Origin of the sequence: Gottfriedia sp. NPDC058432 (assembly GCF_042721555.1) — a bacterium.
GTDB lineage: Bacteria > Bacillota > Bacilli > Bacillales > Bacillaceae_G > Gottfriedia.
The window spans coordinates 85,562-111,246 of the sequence record NZ_JBHXLC010000009.1 but is presented as its reverse complement, the minus strand read 5'-3'; the positions used below and the strand labels follow the sequence as shown (position 1 = coordinate 111,246).

General features: G+C 32.8%; 22 protein-coding genes. 1 reads left to right on the top strand and 21 read right to left on the bottom strand.

Features of this window, described 5'->3' with window-relative positions:
• Window positions 1-79: 79 nt before the first annotated feature.
• The 7 genes from ACFWM3_RS11310 to rsgA all read right to left on the bottom strand — a co-directional run bounded on the left by ACFWM3_RS11310 (window position 80) and on the right by rsgA (window position 10,826).
• Complete coding sequence (locus tag ACFWM3_RS11310; RefSeq protein ID WP_390311388.1) at window positions 80-1,504, bottom strand: aldehyde dehydrogenase family protein; 1,425 nt, start codon at window positions 1,502-1,504, stop codon at window positions 80-82.
• Between the two features lies 1 nt (window position 1,505).
• Window positions 1,506-2,870, bottom strand: a complete 1,365-nt coding sequence (gabT, locus tag ACFWM3_RS11305; RefSeq protein WP_390311387.1) for a 4-aminobutyrate--2-oxoglutarate transaminase — start codon at window positions 2,868-2,870, stop codon at window positions 1,506-1,508.
• Window positions 2,871-3,040: 170 nt separating this feature from the next.
• A complete protein-coding gene (locus ACFWM3_RS11300; protein ID WP_390311386.1) occupies window positions 3,041-6,238 on the bottom strand; it encodes a DEAD/DEAH box helicase in 3,198 nt (1,065 codons plus the stop codon).
• 136 nt (window positions 6,239-6,374) lie between these two features.
• Entirely contained in the window at window positions 6,375-7,013 is a 639-nt protein-coding gene (locus tag ACFWM3_RS11295; RefSeq protein ID WP_390311385.1) for a response regulator transcription factor, read from the bottom strand.
• An 11-nt stretch (window positions 7,014-7,024) separates the two neighbouring features.
• The gene (locus tag ACFWM3_RS11290) at window positions 7,025-8,041 is read right to left on the bottom strand and encodes a sensor histidine kinase (RefSeq protein WP_056476945.1); all 1,017 of its coding nucleotides are present in this window, start codon (window positions 8,039-8,041) and stop codon (window positions 7,025-7,027) included.
• Window positions 8,038-8,775 (bottom strand): cell wall-active antibiotics response protein LiaF, encoded by a 738-nt coding sequence (liaF, locus tag ACFWM3_RS11285; protein ID WP_056476944.1) that lies wholly within the window; start codon window positions 8,773-8,775, stop codon window positions 8,038-8,040. Before liaF ends, ACFWM3_RS11290 begins: the two co-directional genes overlap by 4 nt.
• A gap of 1,004 nt (window positions 8,776-9,779) precedes the next feature.
• Window positions 9,780-10,826 carry a ribosome small subunit-dependent GTPase A gene (gene rsgA, locus ACFWM3_RS11280; RefSeq protein ID WP_056476941.1) on the bottom strand — a complete coding sequence of 349 codons (1,047 nt, stop codon included), beginning with the start codon at window positions 10,824-10,826 and terminating at the stop codon, window positions 9,780-9,782.
• Between the two features lie 685 nt (window positions 10,827-11,511).
• Between rsgA and ACFWM3_RS11275 the strand changes: the two genes are divergently transcribed.
• Window positions 11,512-12,906: a peptide MFS transporter gene (locus tag ACFWM3_RS11275; RefSeq protein WP_390311384.1), complete on the top strand. Its 1,395-nt coding sequence runs from the start codon at window positions 11,512-11,514 to the stop codon at window positions 12,904-12,906.
• A gap of 51 nt (window positions 12,907-12,957) precedes the next feature.
• Here ACFWM3_RS11275 and ACFWM3_RS11270 read toward each other — a convergent pair whose 3' ends face one another.
• The 14 genes from ACFWM3_RS11270 to ACFWM3_RS11205 all read right to left on the bottom strand — a co-directional run bounded on the left by ACFWM3_RS11270 (window position 12,958) and on the right by ACFWM3_RS11205 (window position 25,633).
• Entirely contained in the window at window positions 12,958-13,407 is a 450-nt protein-coding gene (locus ACFWM3_RS11270) for a dCTP deaminase domain-containing protein (protein WP_056476939.1), read from the bottom strand.
• 123 nt (window positions 13,408-13,530) lie between these two features.
• Complete coding sequence (locus tag ACFWM3_RS11265) at window positions 13,531-14,355, bottom strand: GNAT family N-acetyltransferase (protein ID WP_390311383.1); 825 nt, start codon at window positions 14,353-14,355, stop codon at window positions 13,531-13,533.
• Between the two features lie 98 nt (window positions 14,356-14,453).
• Window positions 14,454-15,518 (bottom strand): undecaprenyldiphospho-muramoylpentapeptide beta-N-acetylglucosaminyltransferase, encoded by a 1,065-nt coding sequence (locus ACFWM3_RS11260; protein ID WP_390311382.1) that lies wholly within the window; start codon window positions 15,516-15,518, stop codon window positions 14,454-14,456.
• Between the two features lie 365 nt (window positions 15,519-15,883).
• Window positions 15,884-16,834 carry a hypothetical protein gene (locus ACFWM3_RS11255; RefSeq protein ID WP_390311381.1) on the bottom strand — a complete coding sequence of 317 codons (951 nt, stop codon included), beginning with the start codon at window positions 16,832-16,834 and terminating at the stop codon, window positions 15,884-15,886.
• 141 nt (window positions 16,835-16,975) lie between these two features.
• Complete coding sequence (locus tag ACFWM3_RS11250; protein ID WP_056476930.1) at window positions 16,976-17,380, bottom strand: MaoC/PaaZ C-terminal domain-containing protein; 405 nt, start codon at window positions 17,378-17,380, stop codon at window positions 16,976-16,978.
• Window positions 17,377-17,826 carry a MaoC family dehydratase N-terminal domain-containing protein gene (locus ACFWM3_RS11245; protein WP_390311380.1) on the bottom strand — a complete coding sequence of 150 codons (450 nt, stop codon included), beginning with the start codon at window positions 17,824-17,826 and terminating at the stop codon, window positions 17,377-17,379. Before ACFWM3_RS11245 ends, ACFWM3_RS11250 begins: the two co-directional genes overlap by 4 nt.
• A gap of 20 nt (window positions 17,827-17,846) precedes the next feature.
• Window positions 17,847-18,605, bottom strand: coding sequence for a 3-oxoacyl-ACP reductase FabG (gene fabG / locus ACFWM3_RS11240; RefSeq protein ID WP_390311379.1), 759 nt, complete (start codon window positions 18,603-18,605; stop codon window positions 17,847-17,849).
• A gap of 19 nt (window positions 18,606-18,624) precedes the next feature.
• Window positions 18,625-19,803 carry an acyl-CoA dehydrogenase family protein gene (locus ACFWM3_RS11235; protein ID WP_390311378.1) on the bottom strand — a complete coding sequence of 393 codons (1,179 nt, stop codon included), beginning with the start codon at window positions 19,801-19,803 and terminating at the stop codon, window positions 18,625-18,627.
• Between the two features lie 51 nt (window positions 19,804-19,854).
• Window positions 19,855-20,835: a quinone oxidoreductase family protein gene (locus ACFWM3_RS11230; protein WP_390311377.1), complete on the bottom strand. Its 981-nt coding sequence runs from the start codon at window positions 20,833-20,835 to the stop codon at window positions 19,855-19,857.
• Window positions 20,836-20,856: 21 nt separating this feature from the next.
• Window positions 20,857-21,636, bottom strand: coding sequence for an enoyl-CoA hydratase/isomerase family protein (locus ACFWM3_RS11225; RefSeq protein ID WP_390311376.1), 780 nt, complete (start codon window positions 21,634-21,636; stop codon window positions 20,857-20,859).
• Window positions 21,637-21,660: 24 nt separating this feature from the next.
• A complete protein-coding gene (locus tag ACFWM3_RS11220; protein ID WP_056476915.1) occupies window positions 21,661-22,728 on the bottom strand; it encodes a phosphotransferase family protein in 1,068 nt (355 codons plus the stop codon).
• Window positions 22,729-22,759: 31 nt separating this feature from the next.
• Window positions 22,760-23,161 carry an acyl-CoA thioesterase gene (locus ACFWM3_RS11215; protein ID WP_056476912.1) on the bottom strand — a complete coding sequence of 134 codons (402 nt, stop codon included), beginning with the start codon at window positions 23,159-23,161 and terminating at the stop codon, window positions 22,760-22,762.
• 74 nt (window positions 23,162-23,235) lie between these two features.
• Window positions 23,236-23,805, bottom strand: a complete 570-nt coding sequence (locus ACFWM3_RS11210) for a TetR/AcrR family transcriptional regulator (RefSeq protein ID WP_056476909.1) — start codon at window positions 23,803-23,805, stop codon at window positions 23,236-23,238.
• Between the two features lie 205 nt (window positions 23,806-24,010).
• Window positions 24,011-25,633, bottom strand: coding sequence for a long-chain-fatty-acid--CoA ligase (locus tag ACFWM3_RS11205; protein ID WP_390311375.1), 1,623 nt, complete (start codon window positions 25,631-25,633; stop codon window positions 24,011-24,013).
• Between the last annotated feature and the right edge of the window lie 52 nt (window positions 25,634-25,685).

Here is a 25,685-nt window from a genome sequence, read left to right as displayed (position 1 = left end):
GAGCGAAGTTAACCTAGACAGTAATGAGCACCGCGTAAGCAGGCGAAGCAACGAAGAAAGCGAGCATTTGTCATCAGTATTAAAGTTTAATAGAGATTAGTTTCATTTCAGTCAGCTCTTGTATTGCATACTTTATGCCTTCTCTTCCATAACCGCTTTCTTTTACTCCACCGTAAGGCATTAAATCAACTCTAAATGTAGGGACATCGTTTACTAGCACGCCACCTACATGTAGTTTTTTAGTAGCATATAATGCTCTTTGTAAGTTATTTGTATATACACCAGCTTGTAATCCAAATCGACTATTGTTTACTTCAGTTATTGCTTCATCAAAATGTTCATATGAATTGATGACTACAACAGGACCAAAGATTTCCTTACATGATACATCACTGCTATTCTTTACGTTTGTTAAAATAGTTGGTTTATAAAGACGGTCTTCTATTATATCCCCACCAGTTACTAGATCAGCTCCATCTTTAATTGATTGCTTAACCCATTCATCTATTCTAGCAACATCTTTTTTAGAAATAAGGGCACTTATATCTGTTTGAAGGTCTAATGGCGAACCTAAGTTTAATAATTCGGAAGCATTTTTCATCTTCAATAAGAATTCATTATAAAGTGTATGGTGTACAAAAATTCTTTGTAATGAAATACATACTTGGCCGTTATAAATAAAGGCTCCCCATACACAACGATTGATTAATTCATCAGTTAGCTTGACATCTTCATCGATGATCAACGCTGAGTTTGAACCTAGTTCTAATGTTACTTTTTTTAATCCTGCTTTGTTTTTTAATGAAATGCCTACTTCAGGACTGCCAGTAAATGTAATTGCATTCACATCAGGATGTTTTACTAGAGCATCGCCGATTTCGGAGCCTTTTCCAGTAATTAAGTTAAACGCACCCTTAGGTAAATCCGTTTTATCAATCATTTCAGCTAATGCAATCGCAGAGAGTGGGGTTTGACTAGCTGGTTTTAAAACAATTGTATTTCCTGCAGCAATTGCTGGACCTACTTTATGTGCAACTAAATTAAACGGGAAATTAAACGGAGTAATTGCACCAATTACCCCAACTGGCTCTCTGACTGTATAAGTGACTCGACCTTCACCTCCTGCTACTGCATCAAGAGGGATTGTTTCCCCGTATATTCTTTTTGCTTCTTCAGCGGCTATTTTATAAGTTGCAATCGTTCGATCAATTTCACCTAGAGCAGCCTTTAGAGGTTTGGATGCCTCTAATGCTAAAATCTCAGCAAGTTTTGACCGATTTTCTTTAAACTGTTCAACTAATTGCTCTAAAATGACACTTCTCTCATATGAGCTGAGCTTTTCCATTTGAGATTTCGCGTTATTAGCCGCTCTGATCGCTTCTTCCAAATTCTCTATCGTTGCGATTGGTATTTCAGCTAAAACTTCACCAGAATGAGGGGCAACAAGATTTTCATGTTTTTTCCCTTCAACCCATCTTCCATCTATATAAAATTGTTTTTGCATTCTATTTCACCTCAGATACAAGTTGACTAGCAACTTGATGTATTGATTGTTTTATAATATCTAGACCTTCAACTAATTCCTCGTCAGAAATAATTAAAGGCGTTAAGAAACGAAGAACATTACTATGAACACCTGCGCTAAGAATAATGACTCCATTTTCACAACATTTTTTTGTTAATGCTGCAACAAATTCTTTTGCTGGTTGATCAGTAGTAGGATCTACAAATTCAATACCTACCATCGCTCCTAGTCCTCTAATGTCATAAATAATTGGAAAATCATTTTTCAATTGTTCAAAAAATGATTTAATTTTTTCGCCAATCTCTCTAGCTCGAATCCATAATTTTTCACTTTCAATTTTTTCAATCACCTCGAGTGCTGCTACACAACCTAATGGACTGCCACCATAAGTTCCACCTAGTTCACCAGGTAATGCAGCATCCATTATTTCAGTACGACCTGTGACTGCACTAATTGGTACACCCGCTGCGATTGATTTTGACATTGTGATTAAATCTGGTTCAATTTCAAAAATCGTTGATGCAAATAATTCACCCGTTCGCCCAAATCCTGTCTGAATTTCATCTGCTATAAACAAAATTCCATGTGACTTACAAATATTATATACTTCTTTTACAAATTTTTTTGGAGGAACAATAAATCCTCCTTCCCCTTGTACGGGCTCCATAATTACTGCAGCAACTTCTTCTGGTGACACATCTGTTAAAAGAAAATCCTTAAATTGAGAAATACAAAAATTAATATATTCTTCTTCAGATAACTCTTTTGGTTTATTTGATAAATAAGGGAATTTAGCTTTATATGTAGCAGGAGCAAATGGTCCCATTTTATATTTATATGGCTTTACTTTACTTGTTAAAGACATCCCTAATAAAGTCCGCCCATGAAATCCTCGAGTAAACGAAATAATTCCTGAACGACCTGTGTACTTCCTCGCAATTTTAACAGCATTTTCAACTGCTTCAGCACCGCTATTTAATAGAATGGTTTTTTTAGAAAAATCCCCAGGCGTTATTTCAGTTAATTTTTTAGCTAAATCAATATAAGACTTATACATTCCTACATGAAAGCAAGAGTGGATTAATCGCTCTGATTGATTTTTAATCGCTTGTACAACATTCTTTGGAGTATGTCCTACATTTAAAGTACCAATTGCTCCAGCAAAATCTAAAAATTTATTTCCATCAACATCCTCAACGATCGTACCGTTTGCTTTTTCTACAAAAACAGGTGTATTATTTCCAACACCATTTGGAACAAACTCGCTACGTAAATCGATAAGTTCTTTACCTTTTGGTCCTGGAACTCCTGCTGAGACATTAACAAATTTTCGATTATTGCTCATGCTAACTCTCCCTCTCATATAAATAATTTCATTTTCAATCTATGAATTTATTAAATTATTAGCTTCATTATTAATATACTCGCTTTCAAACATTTAAGAATGAAATAAAATGAGGCCAAGAGCTTTTTCGAGGGAAAGGGAAAAGCCACTCAAGCGAGCGGCAATTTATTTTAAAACATTAATAGTTCACGAATATCTTCTTCTGTTAAATTAAATGAAGCTTTTCCATTCGTTTCAATAATTTCTCCTATTAATTGCTTTTTCTTCTCTTGTAATTCATTCATTTTATCTTCAATCGTTCCTTTAGCAACTAGCTTGATCACTTGAACATCATTCAATTGACCGAAACGGTATGCTCGATCTGTTGCCTGGTTTTCAACCGCAGGATTCCACCAATTATCATAAAGAATAACTGTATCAGCTCCAGTTAAATTGAGCCCCACTCCTCCTGCCTTTAATGAAATTAAGAAGAAGTTATGTTCACCAGCATTAAATCGATTGCAGATTGATAGACGTTCTTCTGACGGAGTTTGTCCATCTAGATAAAAAAATTGCTCTCCCATTATTGATAGTTCCCTACCAATTAAACCTAACATTTTCGTAAATTGAGAGAATATCAATACTCTTCTACCGGCTATTTTTGATGCCTCAATTATTTGAAATAGCTGTTCAAACTTAGCTGAACTACCTTCATAACCATCGATAAACAAGGCAGGATGGCAACAAATTTGTCTTAAACGCGTTAAACCGGCTAATATTTTTATATGATTTTTGCCTAATGTAAATTTATCCACGGCTAAATGCTTTAGTGTATCGTGTCGTAGTTTTGCTAAGTATGCTGCATATAATTTTTTTTGGTCTGGTAACAATTCAACAGACTCCTTCGATTCGATTTTCTCTGGAAGTTCCTTAAGTACATCCTCTTTTAATCTTCTTAATAAGAAAGGTCGAACTCTTTTAGAGATTGTTTTCTTAGTCAAATTGCTAAATTCCTTTAACCCTCCAAATAATTCAGGAAAAACAACATGATAAATTGCCCAAAGTTCTTCGAGTGAATTTTCAATTGGAGTACCTGTTAATGCAAACCTTTGATCAGCATTTAGCTTTTTTACGACTTTAGCTGTTTGAGTAAAAGGATTTTTAATATTCTGAGCCTCATCAAAAAATACTGTATGAAACTTTTGCTTTTCGTACCACTTTATATCATTTCTTAACAACGAATAAGAGGTAATTAATACATCAATATTAACTAGTTCTTTTTGTATTTTCAGCCTCTCATTTTTATTTCCATCAATGACAAGGGCTTGAATTTCTGGTACAAATTTGAATACTTCACTCAACCAGTTATACGTTAATGCGGTAGGACAAACGATTAGGATTGGTGCATTTAATGAACGGATTTCGTTTAAAACGGATTGAATATAAGTAAGACTTTGAATTGTTTTACCTAATCCCATATCATCCGCTAAAATTCCTCCAAATCCAAATTTAGCTAAATTCTTCATCCATTTGTATCCAAAAATTTGGTAATCTCTTAAAAGATTTTTCAATGTATTGGGTACTTCTTCTACTACTTCATTTGGATTGATTAAACTCTCATAAAAATGATGCAAACGATCTTCAATTTTAAATAAGCTAGTTTCTTCCGCAGAATCTAATAAATATAGTCCATTCTTTATCGGTAAGTTTAATACACTTTCATAATCAAATTCTTGCTCAGGTACTGCATTTAAAAATCGCCTGATTTCTTGTAATTCTCTCGTTTCAAGCGAGTATAATGTACCATCATGTAATCGATAATATTTCCGTTTCTCTTTTAGTGCTAATAATACTTCTTTGATTTGTTTCTCAGGAATATTTAGTTCAAATTTAAATTCCAACCAATTCGTTCGTTCTCTTTTTAAATTGACGCGTATTTGAGGTTTCTTATTTTCTTTAAAAATTCTATTTCGAACTGCGGTCGTAGCATAAATTTCAGTAAGCTTTTCAAGTTTAGGTAATCTATTTCTTAAAAACTCGTATTCAAGTTCTTCATTTTGTAAGAAATAGCCACCTTCTGTTTTCGAAAAAGAACTATCTTCCATTAATTGTAATATTTCTAATTCATTTTCTTCATCTCTAACTAACGTTTTACTAAGTTGGATTTCTCTTTTATCTAGCGGATTAATCACTATGCGATCATAATGAAATTCAAGCCCTGCAAGTAATTTATTTTTTATACGATCTAAATATAGCTTTGCTCTTAACGGGGTATTTGAATATTGGTTTGATAATGATGTAGGTATTTGCACCTTACCAAGCTTTATAAGTCCTGGAATTACTTTCTCAACATAAAGATGAATTTGGTCTGTTGGTATATTTATTTTTTCATGTGCTGTGTTTTTAAATATTTGCTTTAATTCAACAAGTCGATTAAATTCCTCTACTTTAAGATTATAGATTCTTCCACGATATAAGACTGTTGAATAGGCCTCCATTATCGTTAATTTCTCAATTCCTGCTGATGTTAAAAAGTATTGATCATCTACTTGCTCAATTTCAAATTCCAATGGTAATTTATCTTCGGTAAATGAAATTCCATTAAATGATATTCCGTTTTCAATTATCGTAACGTTTTCTGTAACTGTTAATAAATTAATGAATTGGCTCCAAATTGTCGGAGAAATGAAAATGTATTCATTTTTCATAGTTAGAGGATCATTAAACATTTTTTCATCAACTAACAACTTTATTAAAAGTTCCCAAATACGATTAACTTCATTTTGAACACAATGTAAATTAGAGTCAAAAATAAGATCAGCCGAAATTTCACTTGGTTTCCCCTCTTTAACATCCCTTAAAAAATTGCGTAGATTTTCTACTTTCTTTTTTCCAAATGCCATAGCTATTCCAAGGATTTTATAGGCTTCACTCATTTCAACGACTTCGCAAATAAACTCAAAATCAATTACTTTTCTATTGTCAAAATGTCTTAATTGTTCGCTTTTACGAAACGTTTGATCATGAAAAAGTTCTAAAATACCATTTGACCTATTTAAATCGGTGTTTTCTATAAAAACATCTATTTCTGTATGATTTTCCTCTTTTTTCTGACGTTCAAAAATCGAAATTAAAACGGCAGCTATATGTTGACAATCCGTTTTAATTGAAGCCAGTTTTGGACAAGTGCACTTACAATAAAAATCATCATTTTCTTCTTTTATGACATTAACGGTAAAATCTTCATTTCCTATAACTGTAGCTGTACAAACATCATTTTTATATTTTTCGATTTTTACTTTATTTGCGCGATAAAAAGAGTCACCCCTTTTGAAGGAGACTGTACCGCAGCGTTCTTTTATGATTTTATGATTTAATTTTATCTTCAATTAACTGCTCCTTCTATAATAAATAAAACGAATATAACTATCTTACCATTAATTATTTATTTATCTAAAATATTGCTTCAAATCTTATAAAAATAGAAAAAAAGAAGCCATTTTTGACTTCTTTTTGCAAATGAATTTATTTTTGTTCTACAATTCCATGTCTAAAAGCATAAATTACGGCCTGAGTTCGATCAACGACTTCTAATTTCGTTAAAATATTACTTACATGCGTTTTAACCGTTTTTAATGAAACAAACAAATTATCGGCGATTTCTTGATTTGATTTACCTTCAGTCATTAAATGAAGTACTTCTTGCTCTCTAGCGGTTAAATCATCATGTAATTCACGTTGAGTAGATTTTCTCATTCTATTCATCATTTTCCCAGTAACAACTGGTTCTAAAACTGAGCCACCTTTATGAGTTGTTCGTATTGCATTAGCAATATCACTAGCTCTAGATGTTTTTAACATATAACTAATTGCACCTGCATCAATTGCTGGATATACATTTTCATCATCAATAAAGCTTGTAACAATAATGATTTTTGCTTCTGGCCATTTTGAAATAATTTGTTTTGTCGCTTCAATTCCATCCATAACTTCCATAATTAAGTCCATTAATACAATATCAGGACGTTTTTCTAATACAAGTTCTACGCCTTCTTTTCCATTACTTGCTTGACCAACCACTTCAATATCAGATTGAGTACTTAAATATGTAGAAACACCCATTCTTACCATCTCATGATCATCAACTAACACGACTTTGATCAAATTTCCCACCTCTATTCAATTACTGGAACTTTTACCTCAATCTGGGTTCCTCTATTTGGTATACTTACTATTTTTGCCGTTCCTCCAATTTCAGAAGAACGTTCACTTATTGATTGCAATCCATACGAACCCGTTTTTCGGTTCTCGACTTCAAATCCGATTCCATCATCAATCATTCGAACTAATACAAAATCTTCAATTTTTCTAATTCGTATTTCAAAAGTTTTTGCATTTGCATGCCTTAAAGTATTCGATAATGCTTCTTGAATAATCCTAAATAAATGATCCTCTACACCTTTTGACAATGAAATATCATCGATTTTCCATTTTAAATGAAGTGCTTGACGATTTGTTAATTCAGTTAGAAGTTTTTCTACACCTTCTTTTAAGCTTTTACCTTCTAACTGAACTGGTCTTAAATGTAATAAAAGTGCACGCATTTCTGATTGAGCATTAATCGCCATTTTTTCAATATATTGTAATTGTTCTTTAAACGTAGTTTCACCAAGTTCATTAATCGCAGAAATCATCATCGAAATCGCAAATAATTGTTGGCTAACTGAGTCATGTAATTCCCTTGCTAGTCTATGACGCTCTTTTGTTACGACATCTTCAATTGTCTGAGATTCAATTAATTTCTTTTCATCTACTAATTTTTGAACAGTCTTCCTTGAATCTTCAATTTGTTTAGATATTTTTTGAAGTTTTAACTCGATTTCGTTATCAATTGACCGAATTGAATGTTCTGATTCTTTATGATAAATTCCATTTTCTGCCTTTACTATACCTTCCAATAAAGCTTTTTCATTATGACGAATCGTGCTCAAAACTGCTGTACTATAAACAATTGATATAATTATGATTGCTACAAATAATATTAATAGTAAAGAAAAATTGCCAATTTTATACAGAAACAATTTATCAAGGAAAGTATGATCTATGAAATAATACACAACTCCACAAATTAAAATACTTGATGTAAATGCAGCAAGACATATTGATAAAAAGATACCCTTATCGATCTTCATTTGTTTGTCACCTCAATATTTCCGATTGCTAAAGAAGTGACAATTTTTAACTTTCTTGAAGCTTCTTTATAATCATTCGAAGTGAACTTACAATTCTTGTTAAACCCATTCAATTTATTTTTAAGGATATTAACTTTGCCAAATAAAGTAGAATGCTGGATCGAAACTTCTAAATCATACGGCACATATAAAGTAATATTACCGATGATTCCATTTAATACCAACACTGTCTCTCCTTCAGGAATAAATGACTCTGATAGATCGATTATGACATCTCCTATTCCAAAATAATAATCTACATCGTCTAATTCAAATGAATCATTCTTTAAATGGATATTTGTAAAAAAACGATTTGAAATGAGAGATTTTGTTTCAAAGACACCTGTATTTGTTGTTTTAACCATGTTTGGTACAATGACTCTTTCATTAAATTTCGAATTAACAAATATTAAATATCCCACATAGATCACGATAAATGATAATACTCCTAGGATCGATTTCAATTGGAATACATTACTGATGAATAAAATAATTCCCCCAAAAAACGCGATATTCGCAGATGTAGATGGGTAAACTTTTCTTTTTTTCGCCCCATACTGAAATAAATAAATACCTACTCCAGCTGCGATTATTGCAAAAGGATTTAAAAATAGATCAAATAATAATCCTATGCCTGCAATTATGAATAATAATCCGGTTAATTCATTGCTAGACAATCGTCTAAATCGCTTCATATAGCTCTCCTCTATTCACTAAACTAGCTTGTTAATAGCAATTGAAAGCTTTTGTTATTAACTATCCTACTATGTAGTTTATCTATTTCTTGTTTGTTTTGATACAAACTTAAGTATTGTCTTATCTCGGTCTTAGGACTGAGATTTTTTAAAGTAATTACCCTTGGACTTCTATTGGGTAAGTTAATTTCGTTTTTATGACTTTTTACTTATTCTTGAGCCCCGTATGAGTTTGTATTTATCGTTTTTTTGCCTGCTTACTTCCTCATGAACCACTTATGAGTTAGAATTTTTCGTCTTCTGACCTTTTTACTTACTCATGAACCCTTTATGTGGTACTAAATCGTGGTTTTTTGTCTTTTTACTTACTCATGAACCCTTTATGAGGTACTAAATCGTCGCTTTTTGCCTTTTTACTTCCTCATAAGCCGCTTATGAGGTACTAAATCATCGCTTTTTACCTTTTTACTTCCTCATGAACCCTTTATGAGGTACTAAATCGTCGTTTTTGCCTTTTTACTTCCTCATGAACCCCTTATGAGGTACTAAATCGTGGTTTTATTTCTTTTTACTTCCTCATGACACCTTTATGAGGTACTAAATCGTGGTTTTATTTCTTTTTACTTCCTCATGAACCCTTTATGAGGTGCTAAATAATGGCTTTTTGTCTTTTTACTTACTCATGAACCCTTTATGAGGTACTAAATCATGGCTTTTTGTCTTTTTACTTCCTCATGAACCCTTTATGAGGTACTAAATCGTCGCTTTTTGCCTTTTTACTTCCTCATGAACCCCTTATGAGGTACTAAATCATGGCTTTTTGTCTTTTTATTTCCTCATGAACCCTTTATGAGGTACTAAATCGTCGCTTTTTGTCTTTTTATTTCCTCATGAACCCCTAAGTGTTACGAATTTCAGTCTTCTAGCCATGTTACATATCTTAAAAAAAACATATGAACTACTAAATTTCAAAAGAAAAAGAAGAGTATAAATACTCTTCTCTCTTATTTATAAGACTTAGTATTCATCATTTTACTAATTTTTTTCCACTTATCTCTTTCTTGTCTAGCTAATGATGCGTCTTGTTTACGTTCTGCATACGCTAGTTCTCTCATTAATTTACGATAGCTTGTGAGTCTTTGTTGATCTAGTTCGCCGTTTTCGATTGCTCGGTTGACTGCACATCCTGGTTCGTTTTCATGTGTACAGTCTGAGAATTTACATGATTTAGCTAATTCTTCGACATCTGTAAATGTCGAGCTTATATGCTCTTCTCCACCCCAAAGCTGTAATTCTCGCATACCAGGTGTATCGATGACCATTCCGCCAGATGGTAGGAAAAATAGTTCGCGGTGTGTAGTTGTATGTTTACCGCGATCGTCACCTTCACGTACGTCCTGTGTTATTTGAATTAATTCACCGATTAACGCGTTTAATAATGTAGATTTACCAACACCTGAAGAACCAAGTAAGGAAACAGTCTTCCCGGATGTTATGAGCTGTTTCAACTCTTCAATACCTTCTCCATTTGTACTGTTTACAGAATAAATCGGTACACCAAATGCAATCTCTTCAACTGCTTCAATTTTGGTTGGTAGGTCAGTGCATAAATCTTTTTTTGTTAAAATAATAATTGGACTAGCTCCACTATCATAAGCAACAAGTAAATAACGTTCTAATCTTCTTATATTAAAATCGTTATTTAATGCCATTACTAAAAACACGTAATCTATATTAGCAGCTACTATTTGTTCTTCTATTTTTTCTCCTGCAGATTGCCTTGAGAATTGACTAATTCTTGGCAATACCTTTTGAATAATTGCTTTGTTTTCACCTTTTAACGGTTCAATTACAACCCAATCACCAACAGATGGATAATCACTTTTCACTTTTGCTTGGAATTGAAATTTACCAGAAACTTCACCAGTTAGTTCATTTTCTCCATCATGCAATTTATAAATTTGTCTTTGTTCAGATATAACTCTCGCAACTATAGTATTTTGATCCTTTTCTCCGAACGCTTCGTTCCAACCTAATTGTTTTAAATTCATTTTGTCCTCCAATGTATAAGGACAATAATGAAGATTTACTCCATTTTTTGTCCTCTAATATTTACCTTCTTCTGAACTAAATTAATTAACTTTCCCATATTCATCACTCCGTTTCATATATAGTACTTTTAGTATATCCAAATTTTAGAAAATCGTCCATACGAATTAATTGAATATTAAAAAAGGACAAAACATTCTATTATTATTTCGACAAATTTTGACAATTCCCACTTTTTTGTTTAATTAAACTTTTATAATATTAAAGTAAAAAATAATAAAAACCCTTGAAATATTTAAAAAATTTATTATTATTTAGATATAGGTCTTTTTGTTCAGGCTGTACTAATACAGGTCAATCGACAAAGTCTAAAAATACTAGTTTAATAAGAAAAATCAGTATTGCAAGATTTGTCTGACAATATAAAAAACTTTACAGAGATACGCTATTATGTGTTATACTAAAATAGTAAATTGGTCCCAAGTTATTTTTGCGGATCTAGATAAAAATTTAGTAGCATTGTTCTGATGAAAATAGTTAGAAATTTTTTTTAACTTAAATTGTCGAAATTTGTTGAATTCAGAAATTATTTTTTACAATAAATTGACAGAATAGTATATGAATTGACGACAATAAATATTCATACAGAAAAATACACAGAATAGCACTTATGAGGGAGGAATTTGCATGAGCGTAGCAGCAAAACAAAACGTTTCATCAAACGAGCAAAATCAAAAAACGAAACACCCACCTGGCCTTTACTTACTTTTTGCAACTGAGGCTTGGGAACGCTTTAGTTATTATGGAATGCGTGCACTTTTAGTTCTTTACTTAACAACTTCAGTAGTTCAAGGTGGACTTGGATTTAAGGATGCTTGGGCACTACAACTTTATGGATTATTTACTGGACTAGTATATTTCACTCCAATCATTGGTGGTTGGATTACAGATAATTTCCTTGCAAAGCGTGCTGCTATAACTCTTGGTGGTATTATTATGGCAGCTGGTAATATCGCATTATTCGGTATTCATTCTTCAACAGGTTTATATCTTGGTTTAATTTTAATGATTATCGGTAATGGTTTCTTCAAGCCAAACATTTCAACTATTGTTGGTGAACTTTATGAAGGAGATGACCCACGTCGTGATGGTGCATTCACAATCTTCTACATGGGTATCAACTTAGGTGCATTCTTTGCTCCACTTGTTACTGGTTATTTAGCACAAACTTTATTTATGTCTAAAAATGCTGCTGGCGATGATTTATTTGGTTACCGTTATGGTTTCTTAGCATCTGCGATCGGTATGATTATTGGTCAAATTATTTTCAACGTATTAGCTCAAAAATATTTAGGTGATTTAGGTACTAAACCTAACGCTAAGGTTGTACAAGAGGGTAACAGCAAATCTGTTAAGGATGTTCCTCTTACTAAAAAGGAAAAACAACGTACTACAGTTATCTTTATCTTAGCTGCATTCGTAGTATTTTTCTGGGCTGGATTTGAACAAGCTGGTTCATCATTAACGCTTTATACTGAACGTTTCTTAGATCTTAAAGTTGGAAGCTTCAATGTACCATCTGCATGGTTCCAATCTGTTAACCCATTATTCATTATGCTTTTCGCTCCAGTTCTTTCTATGATCTGGATTAAAATGGCAAGAAATGGTAAAAACATTAGTGTTCCTGCGAAAATGGCAATGGGTCTTATCCTATTAGGTATTGGTTTCGCATTTACGATTATGGCGGTTATGAAAACAGGTTCTGATCCAAAGCATATTACTGTAAAAGCAAACATGTTATTCATGATTATGACATATTTCTTCCATACAATTGCTGAATTAGTACTTTCACCAGTTGGTTTATCTGCAGTATCTCGTTATGCACCTGCTAAACTTGCTTCATTATTAATGGGTGTATGGTTATCATCAAGTTTCATTGCAAACTTAGTTGGTGGTCAATTAGCTGCATTTACAACAACTCTTGGAATGTTACAAGTATTCTTAGTAGTAGGTGGAGCAGCAATCGTAGCAGGCTTAATCTTACTTGCTTTATCACCAAAACTTGCAAGAATGTTAGACTAATTACAAAATTAAAAGAACTCGAGCATATCGAGTTCTTTTTTTATTTCTATATTATTTGCCTGTACTTCCAAATCCACTTACTCGTTCTTCCCCTGCAAAATCTTCATCAGCTAATAAAAACTTTTGGAAAACAGCTTGTCCAATTCTCTCACCTTTTTGAATGATAACAGGCTCCTTTGATACATTTATTAATTGCATCATAATATGGCCATCGTTTGAAGGATTGCTGTAGTAGTCTGAATCAATAACCCCTACCCCATTTCCTTTCATTAAACCTTTCTTTAACGGTGTAGACGAGCGTACAAATAATGCTAAAAATTCGTCTTTTTGCATATACGCTTTTAATCCTGTACCAACAAGTTTAATCTCGTTTGGATTAATAATCGTCTCTTCAATACTTTCGATATCATAACCAGCTGCATGAGTAGTTGCTCTTTTAGGAAGATTCACTCCACAGTTTTCAAATCCTTTTGCTACTTCAAATCCTCTTATTTTTTCCAAATCTTTCACCCTTTACCATTTAATCCTTTTCTAGTGTAACATAGAAATTTTCATAATGATAAAATTATTATAGTAAGTTAAAAAAGAGGCTGTCTGAACAAACAGACGACCTCTTACTATAAATTATTGGCTAATTTTATAATAATCTTGAGTGTTGTATTGTCTAAATCCACAATCTAAATATAATTTCTTCGCGTTACTATTTTCTAGAGCAACTTCTAGATGAATTTCGTTCCCAATCTCATTTTCTTTTTGAATGGTTTGGAGTAATGCATTTTTCCCATATCCCTTACCTTGGTATTCTGGAAGTATCGCAAAACCATAAATCCAACTTTCATTATTTTCACGTAGCAAACTCATTTTACCAATTTTTTCATCATTTACTTCTATAATAAATAAATCACGATCTGGTTCATCTATGATGCGTTGATTGTATTTCTCGGCATCAGTTTTTTCAAATCCAAAACATACAACATCTAAATTTGAAATAAAAGAGAAATCTAATTGCTCTGCTTTCGTGAAATTAACGATTGGTGTAAATTCTTTTACTTCTTGGTTTTTCCAAGCCATTTGATATTCTGAAAAAGAATAAGAACAATTTTTTTGATTTCTAATAAATTCCTTCGCTGATGTTGAAGCTTCAGGAGCATTTAATAAAATCGTAGTAACTGGAGATATTGCATTTAGCGCTTCATTTAACATGCTAGAAAAAATACCTTTTTGGCGAAAACCTGGATGAACCATACCACAGATTTCAACTTTTTCTCCAAAATAGTAAGTTGCTAAAAATCCTACTAGTTGATTTTCTTCATAGTAAAAGAAATCTTCTTTAACATCATTTCTTCGATTTCTTAACATTTCCCAGTTTAACTTTAAAGTTATTTCATCAAATTTCTCGCATGTTTCTTGTAATATGTTGATTTCGTTTAATTGTTTTTCTGTAATCAATTTTTCCACCTTCTTCTTACACTATTTCTTTTAGTCACTTTAGAGTTATTCAACAAAAAAGCATCTCTTCCTTTATTTAGAAGAATGCTTTAATAGAATCAATTTCTATTTATTTCCTCAAGAAGTACATTTAGTGCATTACTTTGATTCGATGATTTCATATTTGTAATGAAAATGTCTTTTTTAGTTTGAAGTTCTTCAATTGATTCTTGTAGTGATTTGTTCGTTAATTCCTCTTCTTCCATCATTAATGCAAAGCCTTTTTCTTTAAAAGAATTTGCATTTAATATTTGGTCTCCCCTACTTTGATTTTTCGTAAGTGGGATAATTAACATCGGTTTATGTAACGCTAAAAATTCAAATATTGCATTTGACCCACCTCTTGTGATAATCATTTGAGATGCGGCCAATACATCAGCTAGCTCGTCATGAACATATTCAAATTGCTTATATCCTTCAATATTTTTTAAACTTTCATCAACATTTCCTTTACCACATAAGTGGACAATCTGATACTTTTTCGTTAGATCCGGTAATGATTCTCTAACCGTTTCATTGATTTTCTTTGCGCCTAAGCTACCACCCATAATTGTTAATATTGGTATATAGCTTTTAAAATGAAGATAGTCTAAGCCCTTTTGTCTTGAACCATTTAATAGTTCCTTTCTAATTGGAGAACCAATAACAGTTGTTTTATTTTTTGGAAAATAATTTTTTGCTTCTTCAAAAGACGTGAAAATTTTTGTAGCAAATCGCTGAGAAATTTTATTTGCAAGTCCTGGTGTCATATCACTTTCATGTATAAATATTGGAATTTTCAATGTGCTAGCAGCAATAATTACTGGTACAGAAACAAAGCCACCCTTTGAAAAAACTAAACTCGGCTTAATTTTTCTTAATGCTTTTCTAGCGTCAAGACAGCCTTTTATTACCCGAAACATATCAATAATATTTTCAAAATCTATATATCGTCTTAATTTTCCGCTTGAGATCCCATAATAAGGTATATCAATTTTATTTATTAGTTCCTTTTCAATTCCTTTTTTAGATCCAATATAATGGATATCCCAATCATTTTTATTCAACTCATTTATAATGGCGATATTTGGTGTTACATGCCCCGCAGAACCACCACCGGTAAATACAATCTTTTTCTTAGACATATTATCTCCAATCTATTTTCTTATTCAAATCAAAAATTTTCATAAAGCCCATACTGGGACTGGAATATCTTTATCGCCCCCACATATTAACTCTCTATTTATTCTCAATTTTATATCTTTATGAACCTTCATAGCTAAAAAATGCATAATTAGGCAAAGTATACTCTTGATAAATTCACCAAATCAGAGTGTATTTCCTCTATAAAGCAAAAATGCATTACTTCACTTTTTAGAAGTAATGCATTTGTTCAGTTGCAAATATATTTGTAACTAACTCTATGTTGTTGAATCTCACTACTGATTTGGCTAATAGATCAAATGGATAACCACTTCGCTCCAAAATCATTTAATCAGATCAAGCGATTTTATCTTTTATCATTAGGATCTACTTCAAACCATTCTGACATCGATAAGTTCGTAGTAGAATCCTCCCAATCATCAATTGATAAATCTGAAAAATCGGTTTCTAATAATTGTTCGGATGTCTTCTTTTGACTAGAGTCATTATCTTGATTGTGAGCATGATTGTGAGCATGATTGTGAGCATGATTGTGATTTTGGTGTTCTTCTTCATTATGATTTGTATTAGAAGACGATAATTCTGAATAATTTTTTTGATTAAAACTCGTTAATCCAGATGTTATCCCGCTCAATTCAATTTCGTCCATCGTACTTGCAGAGTACTGGTTAATATCTTCTATATTTTGATTATTATACTTTCTCCTATTTGCAACTCTTGAGTTATGTTGCTTTTCCTCGAAATGTTCATGTTCTTGATGTTCATGATGCTCTTGAACCTCTTGTTTATGTTGTTCATGCTCATGCTGTTGATTATGTTCTTGATGTTCTTGATGTCCTTGATGCTCTTTATGCTCTTTATGACCTTCATGATTAGGTTCAAATATACTTGCTGAAAATTCCTCCACATTATGTATAAGATTTTCAGCCCAATTAGGATGATCAGGATGGTGTTCGTGACCTCTGTGATGCTTGTGATGTTCGTTCTGCTCATGCTGATTGTGATGATCTTGATGTTTGTGATGATCTTGATGATCATTTTGTTCGTAATGTCCTTCGTTATGATCTATATTGTGGTGTGAACTTGATTCATTTTCACTGTTAATCATTGATAGAGTACTTTTTAAATCTTTTTCTATATTAACAATTTGATGGTCAAAATTATGTAATTGCTTTTTAATTTCTTCCATATGAGACTCTATTTCATCTATTCTTTTGTTAACCTTATGCAAATTTTTTTGGTGTTCATTTTTTTTCAAATCAAATTGCTCTAATAATTTATCAAATGAAAGATCCATTTTTCTCACCTATTTCGTTTTTTAATATTATGTGTAAATCCACTGTATCCAAATCCTATTTATTGTAAAATTAACATTAATGAAATCGAAATTGTAAAATACAAAAGGGACTCCTTTTAGAAGTCCCAATTTGATGCAGTATCATTCATATAATTTAAATAAAATTTTACCAGTAATAACAGTTACATCGTTCTGGTTCTTTGCGTTTACTTTAAAATATAGGTTGTTTTCATCAACTTTTTCAAGTGTTGAATTTAATGTGATTACATCATTTAAAAATACCATATTCTTAAATCTTATGGAGTAATTTTCAATAAAGCCAACTTCTAAATAATCTGAAAAAAGCTTCGCTAAATTTCCCATTGTCCACATGCCATGTGCAATAATTCCAGGTAAACCAGCTTTCTTTGCTTCTTCATCAATTGTATGAATAGGATTAAAATCACCCGAAGCTCCTGCGTATTTTATTAAATCAATTCGAGATACTGGTTCTAGTACGACTGGTTTTAATGAGTCGCCAATTTGTAAATCTAATACTGTCGTCATACCGAAAGCACCTTCCTAACCTCTTCAGTTATGATAACAACTGATTTAGTAGTAAATATCATATTGCCTGCTTGATCTTCTCCGTTATCTGACAGTACTAGAAAACCCATAAACCCATGCCCACCACGTTTTTCATAATAATCATTAATCTCTGTATAACAATTAATGGTTTCACCAACTAAAAGTGGTCTTTTATATTCAAATGTTTGCTCACCATGAATTAGACCGACATTAGGTAGGTTAAAATTGTCTATTTTCCCATAGTCAAATACTCTTGGAAAAGTCGTCGGAGCAATATTTTGTCTATACCTTGATTGTTTTCCGTATTCTTCGTCAACATAGATTGGATGTAAATCCCCAATTGCTTCAGCAAATTTTTTCACTGCACCACGTTCTACTGTATTTTTTACTGATTTAGAGCGTTTACCGATAAACGATTTAAACATTTATATTCACCTCAATTTTTTTAAGCTTTAGGTCCACCTGAAACATATAAAACTTGCCCATTTACATAAGAAGACTTTTCATCGGCAAAGAAAGCAACTGCATTTGCAATATCCTCTGGTTTACCTGTTCTTCCGGCTGGAATTTGGCTCAAACTTGCCTCAACTAGTTGTTCAAAAGTAATACCGATTCGATTTGCCGTTTCTTTCGTCATTTCAGTTTCGATAAATCCTGGTGCCACAGCGTTAGATGTGATTCCATATTTCCCAAGTTCAATTGCAAGTGTTTTCGTTAGGCCTTGTAAACCAGCCTTTGCAGTTGCATAGTTTGATTGTCCACGGTTACCAAGTGCAGATGTTGAAGAAATATTAATGATTCTTCCATATTTTTGTTTAACCATATAGACTTGTGCAGCACGTACAACATTAAATGAACCTTTCAAGTGTACATCCATAACAGTATCCCAATCTGAGTCTGTCATTTTAAATAATAAATTATCGCGAATAACACCTGCATTATTGACTACAATATCTATTGAACCGAATGTATCATGAACTTCTTTCATAGCAGTTTCAACTTCATTGGAATTTGTAACGTTTGCAAGTTTAGTGAATAGTTCATACTGCTTAAATTCTGAAGCAGTTTGTGATAGTGCTTCTTCATTTACATCAATAATGGCTACTTTTGCACCTTCTTTTGCAAATAATTCTACGATACCTTTACCAATTCCTCTACTACCACCTGTAATAAAGGCTACTCTACCTTCGAATCTTCCTCCCATTTTCCTCACTCCTTATCTTTTAAACGTATTGTCCTAATTTGACATGTCCTTTTAGTAAATTACGTGAAATGATTAATCGTTGAATTTCATCAGTACCGTCGTATATTCTCCATAATCTTGCTTCACGGTACCATCTTTCAATTGGAAGTTCTTTTGTATAACCGATTCCACCATGAATTTGAAGTACGCGATCAACAACTCGATTTCCCATATTCGAACCATAAAGTTTTGCCATTGAAGCTAAATGCCTATTGTCTTCTCCTTGATCGAGTGTATATGCTGCATTTAATACAAGCCATTTAGCAGCTTCTATTTCAACAGCAGAATCTGCTATTTGCCATTGGATAGCTTGTCGTTCGGCAATTGGTTTTCCGAAAGTTTCTCTTTCTTTTGAATAGTCAATAGCCATTTGTAATAAACGTTCAGCCGCACCAACAGCTGTAGCCCCTACAATCCATCTTGCAAATCCGATCCATTCAAGTCCTAAATTATATCCACCATTTAATTCACCTAAAATATTTTCTTCAGGCACACGGACATTATCAAATACTAAACCAGCTGGTCCCCATTCGCCCATTGTATGAATAAATTCAGATCTCCAACCCATGTCCCGGTCGACTATAAAACAAGTTACACCATCTCTTCCACCAGTTTTTTGATGTCTTTCTTTATCCGTAATTGCAATGACCATTACAAAATCTGCTTCGTTTCCACCTGTAATAAATGTTTTCTCACCGTTTAATACCCATTCATTCCCATCCTTAATAGCGGTCATTTTAATGTTTTGAGTATCAGATCCCGCATTAGGCTCCGTCATCGCAAAGCATGATTTTTTATCGCCATTTATTGTAGGAATAAGGTAGTTCTTTTTTTGTTCCTCGTTACAATAAAATAAAATATTATCCGCATAACCACCAAATTTAAAAGGAACGAATGTTTTTGAAATTTCCATATAAATAATTGCTAACATCATTTGGCCTAAATCAGCACCACCATATTCAGTAGGTGTATTAATTCCCCAGAAACCAGCTTTTTTCGCTTTTAATTGAAGTTCCTTTTCAACTGCCGGATCTAAGCTTGGTCTACCTTCACGCTCATTTCTAAGTACTTCATTTTCTAAAGGGATTAATTCTTTTTCAACAAATTTTCGAATTGTTTTTTGAATCATTTTTTGTTCGTCAGTCAGGCGTAAATGCATTTAAATTTCCCCCGTTTCGATCTGATCAAAGTTTTTCATATCAAAATTTCATTATTTTCTCGGCTCTAAAATCACTTTTCCTACTGTTTTTCTAGATTGCAATATCGTATGGACATTGGCTGCTTCACTTAATGGAAATACTTCTCCAATCGTGATCTTTAATTTTCCTTCAGCTAAATATGTAAATAACTCTTCTAAGCTTAGTTTTATTAATGCCTTTTTTCTCAAAAGAGGTGGTAAGAAAAACCCGATGACTGATTGATTTTTTGCCATTAAAGAGGACGGGTAAAACTTACTTTGCTGGCCACTTGCTACACCATAAATAACTAATCTTCCGAAATAAGCTAAGCAGTCTAATGTTTTATAAAAAACATCCCCACCTGCCATCTCTAAGGCAACATCTACACCTTTTCCGTTTGTAGCTTCAAGTACTTTTTGTTCCCAACCTTCTTCGGTATAATTGATTAATACATCAGCGCCCATCTCTTTTGCTAGCTGTAATTTTTCGGCTGTACTTGCTGTTGCGATTACTTTGCCAGCTCCAAAAAGCTTCGCTAATTGCACTGCTAAAGTACCTAGACCACCAGCTGCCGCATGAACTAAAACGGTTTCTCCCGGTTCTAGCATCCCCATTGTTTTTAAGATATGGTAGGCACTTAATCCTTGGACGGGTAATGCAGCGGCTATTTTAAAATCCATTTCGTTCGGTAAAGGAATTACCGAACGCTCATCAGTCAAGGCAAAATCTGAGTATCCACCACATTCCAACATTGAAACAACTCGATCACCAATTTTAACTGAACTAACCTCATCTCCAATTTCCACTACGACTCCAGCAACTTCAGCACCAGGTACATATGGCAAAGTGGTCTTAACTACATATTGATTTTCTCTTCGCGCTGTATCAGCATAATTGACACCTGCTGCATGCACTTCAATTAATACTTCTTTTCCCTTTGGTACTGGTCTTGCAAGTTCGACTTTTTCTAATACCTCAGGGCCACCAAATTGTTTAAATTGAATTGATTGCATTGTAAACTTCCTCTCAGTTTTTTATTTTCCAGTAAAAATCGCTTTTCTTTTTTCTTTAAATGCAGCAACACCTTCTTGATGATCTTCAGTTGCTACCATTAATGGCTGGGTAATTCTTTCAAGTTCTAGCATTTCATCTAATGTTGATGTAAAAGATTGATTAATTAATTTTTTCATCATACCATTTGCTTTTTCAGGTCCAGCGGCTATTTTATTTGCAAATATTACTGTTTCTTCAGCTAAATTTTCAGGTGGTACGATTGTGTTAATCATACCTAGCTGATACAATCTTTCAGCAGGAACTGGCTCTGCAGTAAAGAAAAACTGTTTTGCTAAATACGGACCGATTAACCTTGGTAGGAAATAAGAACCGCCTCCATCTGAAATTAATCCTACTTGAGAAAAGCTTAAAGCAAATTTACTATCGTCTGTTGCGATGATTAAATCACATGCTAAAGCCAAGTTAAAACCAGCACCAGCTGCAAAACCATGAACTGAAGCAATAACAGGTTTTTCGATTTCACGAATCGTTTTAATAACTGTATTTAAGATTCCTATATGCTCATATACTGCATTTGGAGTAACGTTTCCCATCGTTTTAACATCTCCACCTGCTGAAAATGAACGACCTGCACCTTTTAGTACAATTGCTTTAATTTCCGGATTCAAATTTGCTTGATTAAGCGCTTCAGTCATACTATTCAACATTTCATAACTAAAAGAATTTAGACTTTCTGGCCTATTTAACGTTAAAGTTAATATCCGCGCTTTAACTTCTACTAATAAATGTTGATTACTCATTTATTACACTCCCTTTATATGAATCTATTTAACTGCTAGATCATTGGCAATCCTAATCAAATTTTCTGCGAATTGGTCAAACTTTGCAAAACGCTGGTCACTTGTTTGCCCTGCTTTAAATCGATAGAAGATTTGTTGAACAATTACTGCTAATTTAAAATAAGCAAAAGCCATGTAGTAATGTATGTTTGATAAATCTCTACCACTTTTCTTTGCATATGCTTCAATAAATTCATCTCTTGTAATAAATCCTTCTTGAATCGTAACAGGTGGTTTACCTAATCCAAATTTTAATAAATCTGGATCATCATTTTGAATCCAATAGCATAAAGCTACACCTAAATCAGCTAAGGGATCACCAATTGTTGCCATTTCCCAATCAAATAGTCCAATCATTTCCTTTAAATCGTGACTAAACATTGAATTATTCAATTTAAAATCATAATGAATAATTGATGAGTGATGATTTTTTGGTACATTATTGATTAACCAGCTCATTAGTCGATCAACCTCGGCAATTTCACTAGTCTTTGCTCTGTTATAACGTCCAATCCAGCCGTTAACTTGTCTTTCCATAAAATTCTCAGGTTTCGTTATTTCTAGGAGTTTTGTTTTTGTATAGTCTATGGAGTGTAACTCTACCAGCTTATTTACCATTACAGTAGATAATCTTTTACGATCTTCAATCGTTACGTTTAAATGTGGAGGAAATGATGAGTCAAATACTTCACCATTTTTTCTTTCCATTATGAAAAATGGACTACCTACGATTACTTCGTTTTCTGAATATAAAATCGGCTTAGGTGCAGCCGAAAAGTGGGGATGTATTTCTGATAAAATCCGAAATTCTCTTTTCATATCATGTGCCTTTGGAGCAACTGGGCCAAGTGGTGGCCGTCTTAACACAACCTCCCATTCTCGAATTTTTAGTAAATAAGTTAAGTTTGAATGACCCGCTGAGAACTGACGAATTGTTAATTCTCCATCTGGAAGACCATCAATATTTTTTTCTAAAAATTTATGTAGAACATGAGGATTTAACTCTTCACCTTTACGAACTTGAATCGTTTCTAATTCAACCTTTTCAGCCATATTACCCCTCCTTCGCTTTAGAAAATCCAGTTTATTTCACAACTAAATGCCTATCTAACTTCTCTCTAAAAACTTCTGGAAGTACTTCACTACGTTGCTCTTTAAAGTTAAAAAATACGATGATCGCATTACCTGTAGCAATCATTTGATTTGTCTCTTCACAACAAATTTCATGTTCGAGATGAAAGCTTTTATTTCCTATTTTTGAAATATAAGTTGATACTGACAATTTTTGATTAAAGTGACCTTGATTTACAAAATCGCATTTTGTAGACGCTAGAATAAACTTCCAATCATCTAGATTCATTGAATAGCCAAGAGATTGGAAGAATTTAATTCGCGCTTCTTCTAAATAAATAAAGTAACTAGTATTGTTAATATGACCTAATGCATCCGTTTCACAAAATCTAGGGGTTACGGTGAATTTTTCCATAAAACAACCTACCTTTATCAATTATTTTTTATTTACCAATACTAACTAGTCGGTATGTAAAGTAGAAGGAGAAACTACTCCCCTACTTTAATCCCTTTTAAGATCATTTCTTGGAATGACTTCGCGATTTCAAATGCATTTTTTTGTCCTTCTGCGTTATACCATTCATAACTCCAGTTCATAACACCTAAAATACCGAATGAAACGATTGGTACATCTAAATCTGATCTTAAATCACCATTTTTAATTCCTTCATTCAGAAGTTTCTCAATATTAAATCGATATAAATCCCTTTTAGCCTTAATTTCTGTTAAACTTTCAGGATTTAAATGTCTCATTTCACGATAAAACACTTTTGCGCTTGGGCCTTGTTTTTTAATGTCCATTAAGCTTAAATAAATGACTTCAAATAGCTTATCTGAAAAGCTTTTCTTTGCATCATTAATAACTTCTTCTTGTTCATTTAATACTTCATCAATAAATTGAAGGTGAATTTCCATAAGAAGCTGTTCTTTGCTTGTATAATAATAGTAAAAAGTTCCTTTTGTAACTCCGATCGATTCGACGATATCTTGAATGGATGTACTCGTAAATCCTTTTTTATCAAATAGCTGTATAGAGTGTTCCTTTATTTTTTGTTTCATTAGATGTCCTCGCAATCTTAAAAATTCAATAGAATTATATCATAGTACAAGGAAGGTTTTATCATAATCTAAATAATTAAATAAAAGGACATCACATCTTACTATATTTATAGATGTTCCTTGTGAAAGATACTTATTATTTTTACTTATGCATAGTATTAATGAAATGCAGTATCAAAAGTAATACCATAAATACATTCTTTCCTTAAACTTGCCTGATCGAGCTTTCTTCTTCTCTAATAGCTCTTCTTAATATTTTGCCAACATTCGTTTTTGGTAGTTCATTTCGGAATTCGATCACTCTTGGAACTTTATATGTCGCTAAATGATTTTTGCAGTATTCCTTCATTTCCTCTAAGGTAAGATGTTTATCTTCTTTAAGTACAATCACTGCTTTAACTGTCTCACCTCTATAAGAGTCGGGTACACCTATTACTACAGCTTCTTTTACGAAAGGATGCTCATAAATTACTTCTTCGATTTCACGTGGATACACATTAAAGCCACTTGCTATAATCATATCTTTTTTTCGATCTAAAATTGAGACGTATCCATCTTCATCGACGCTCGCAATATCACCAGTATATAACCATCCATCTCTAATTGTATTTGCAGTTTCTTCTGGCAAATTCCAATAGCCTTTCATCACTTGAGGACCTTTAATAATTAATTCACCAATTTCACCAACTGGAACTTCGTCTAATCCGCTAGCTATATCAACGATTTTTGAATCAGTTGATGGATATGGGATTCCCACAGTACCAGGCTTTCTTGTTGCAAATGCAGGATTACTATGAGTCGTTGGCGATGCTTCAGATAATCCATAGCCTTCTAAAATAGTAGCACCTGTCTTTTTTTCGAATTGCTTCATTAGTTCTACTGGCATCGGTGCACTTCCACTATTACAAAGCTTTATCGCATCTATCCCGTATTTTTCAGACTCAGGATGATTAATTAATGCAATATACATAGTTGGAACACCTGGAAATAGCGTAGGTTGTTCATTTTTTATCGTATTTAAAACTTCTTCAATTTCAAACCGTGGAAGGATAATCATTTCATTTGCCATAAAAACACTTAAATTAATGCATACTGTCATTCCATAAACATGGAAAAACGGTATGATGGATAAAACCCGCTCACGACCCGGATCAAATGCGCCATTAAAAAATTCGCTTTGCTGCATTATATTTGCGTAGAGATTTCGGTGGGTTAGCATGACTCCTTTTGAACGTCCAGTTGTTCCACCCGTATATTGAAGAATTGCAACATCTTCATGAGAATCGATTGTAACTGGTTTCAGTTCTTGATTTCCGCTTTGCAAAAATGTTCCAAATGGAACGCCTTCGCCATAATACTCTTCTGTACCAGTTAAATTTACTACGATAATTTTCCGTAAGTTCGTTTCTTCAATTAACGGTTTGACGGTTGGGTACAAACTATTTAATACAACAATCGTTTCAGTTCCTGAGTCATTTAATAATTCCTTTAGTTCTCTTTCGACCGACATTGGATTTATTTGGGTTACGATACCACCTACAGTAAGAATTCCATAATATGAAATAACATATTGTGGACAATTTGGAAGCATGATTGCTACACGGTCACCTTTTTGAATGCCATTTTTTTGTAAAGCAGAAGCAAATCTATTAACAGCCGACTGTACTTCTTTATAAGTATTTTTTTTACCATAAAATGATAAACAAGAATGATTAGGATAGTGATCGACAGTTTCATTAAACATTTCTGGAATTGATTTTGTTGGAATTGATAGTTCTTTTGCAATATATTCAGGATAGTAAGCTAACCAAACTTTATTTGTTGACATACATAACTCTCCATTTCTGATTATGAATATTGTTTTAAACAACTTTTCAAAT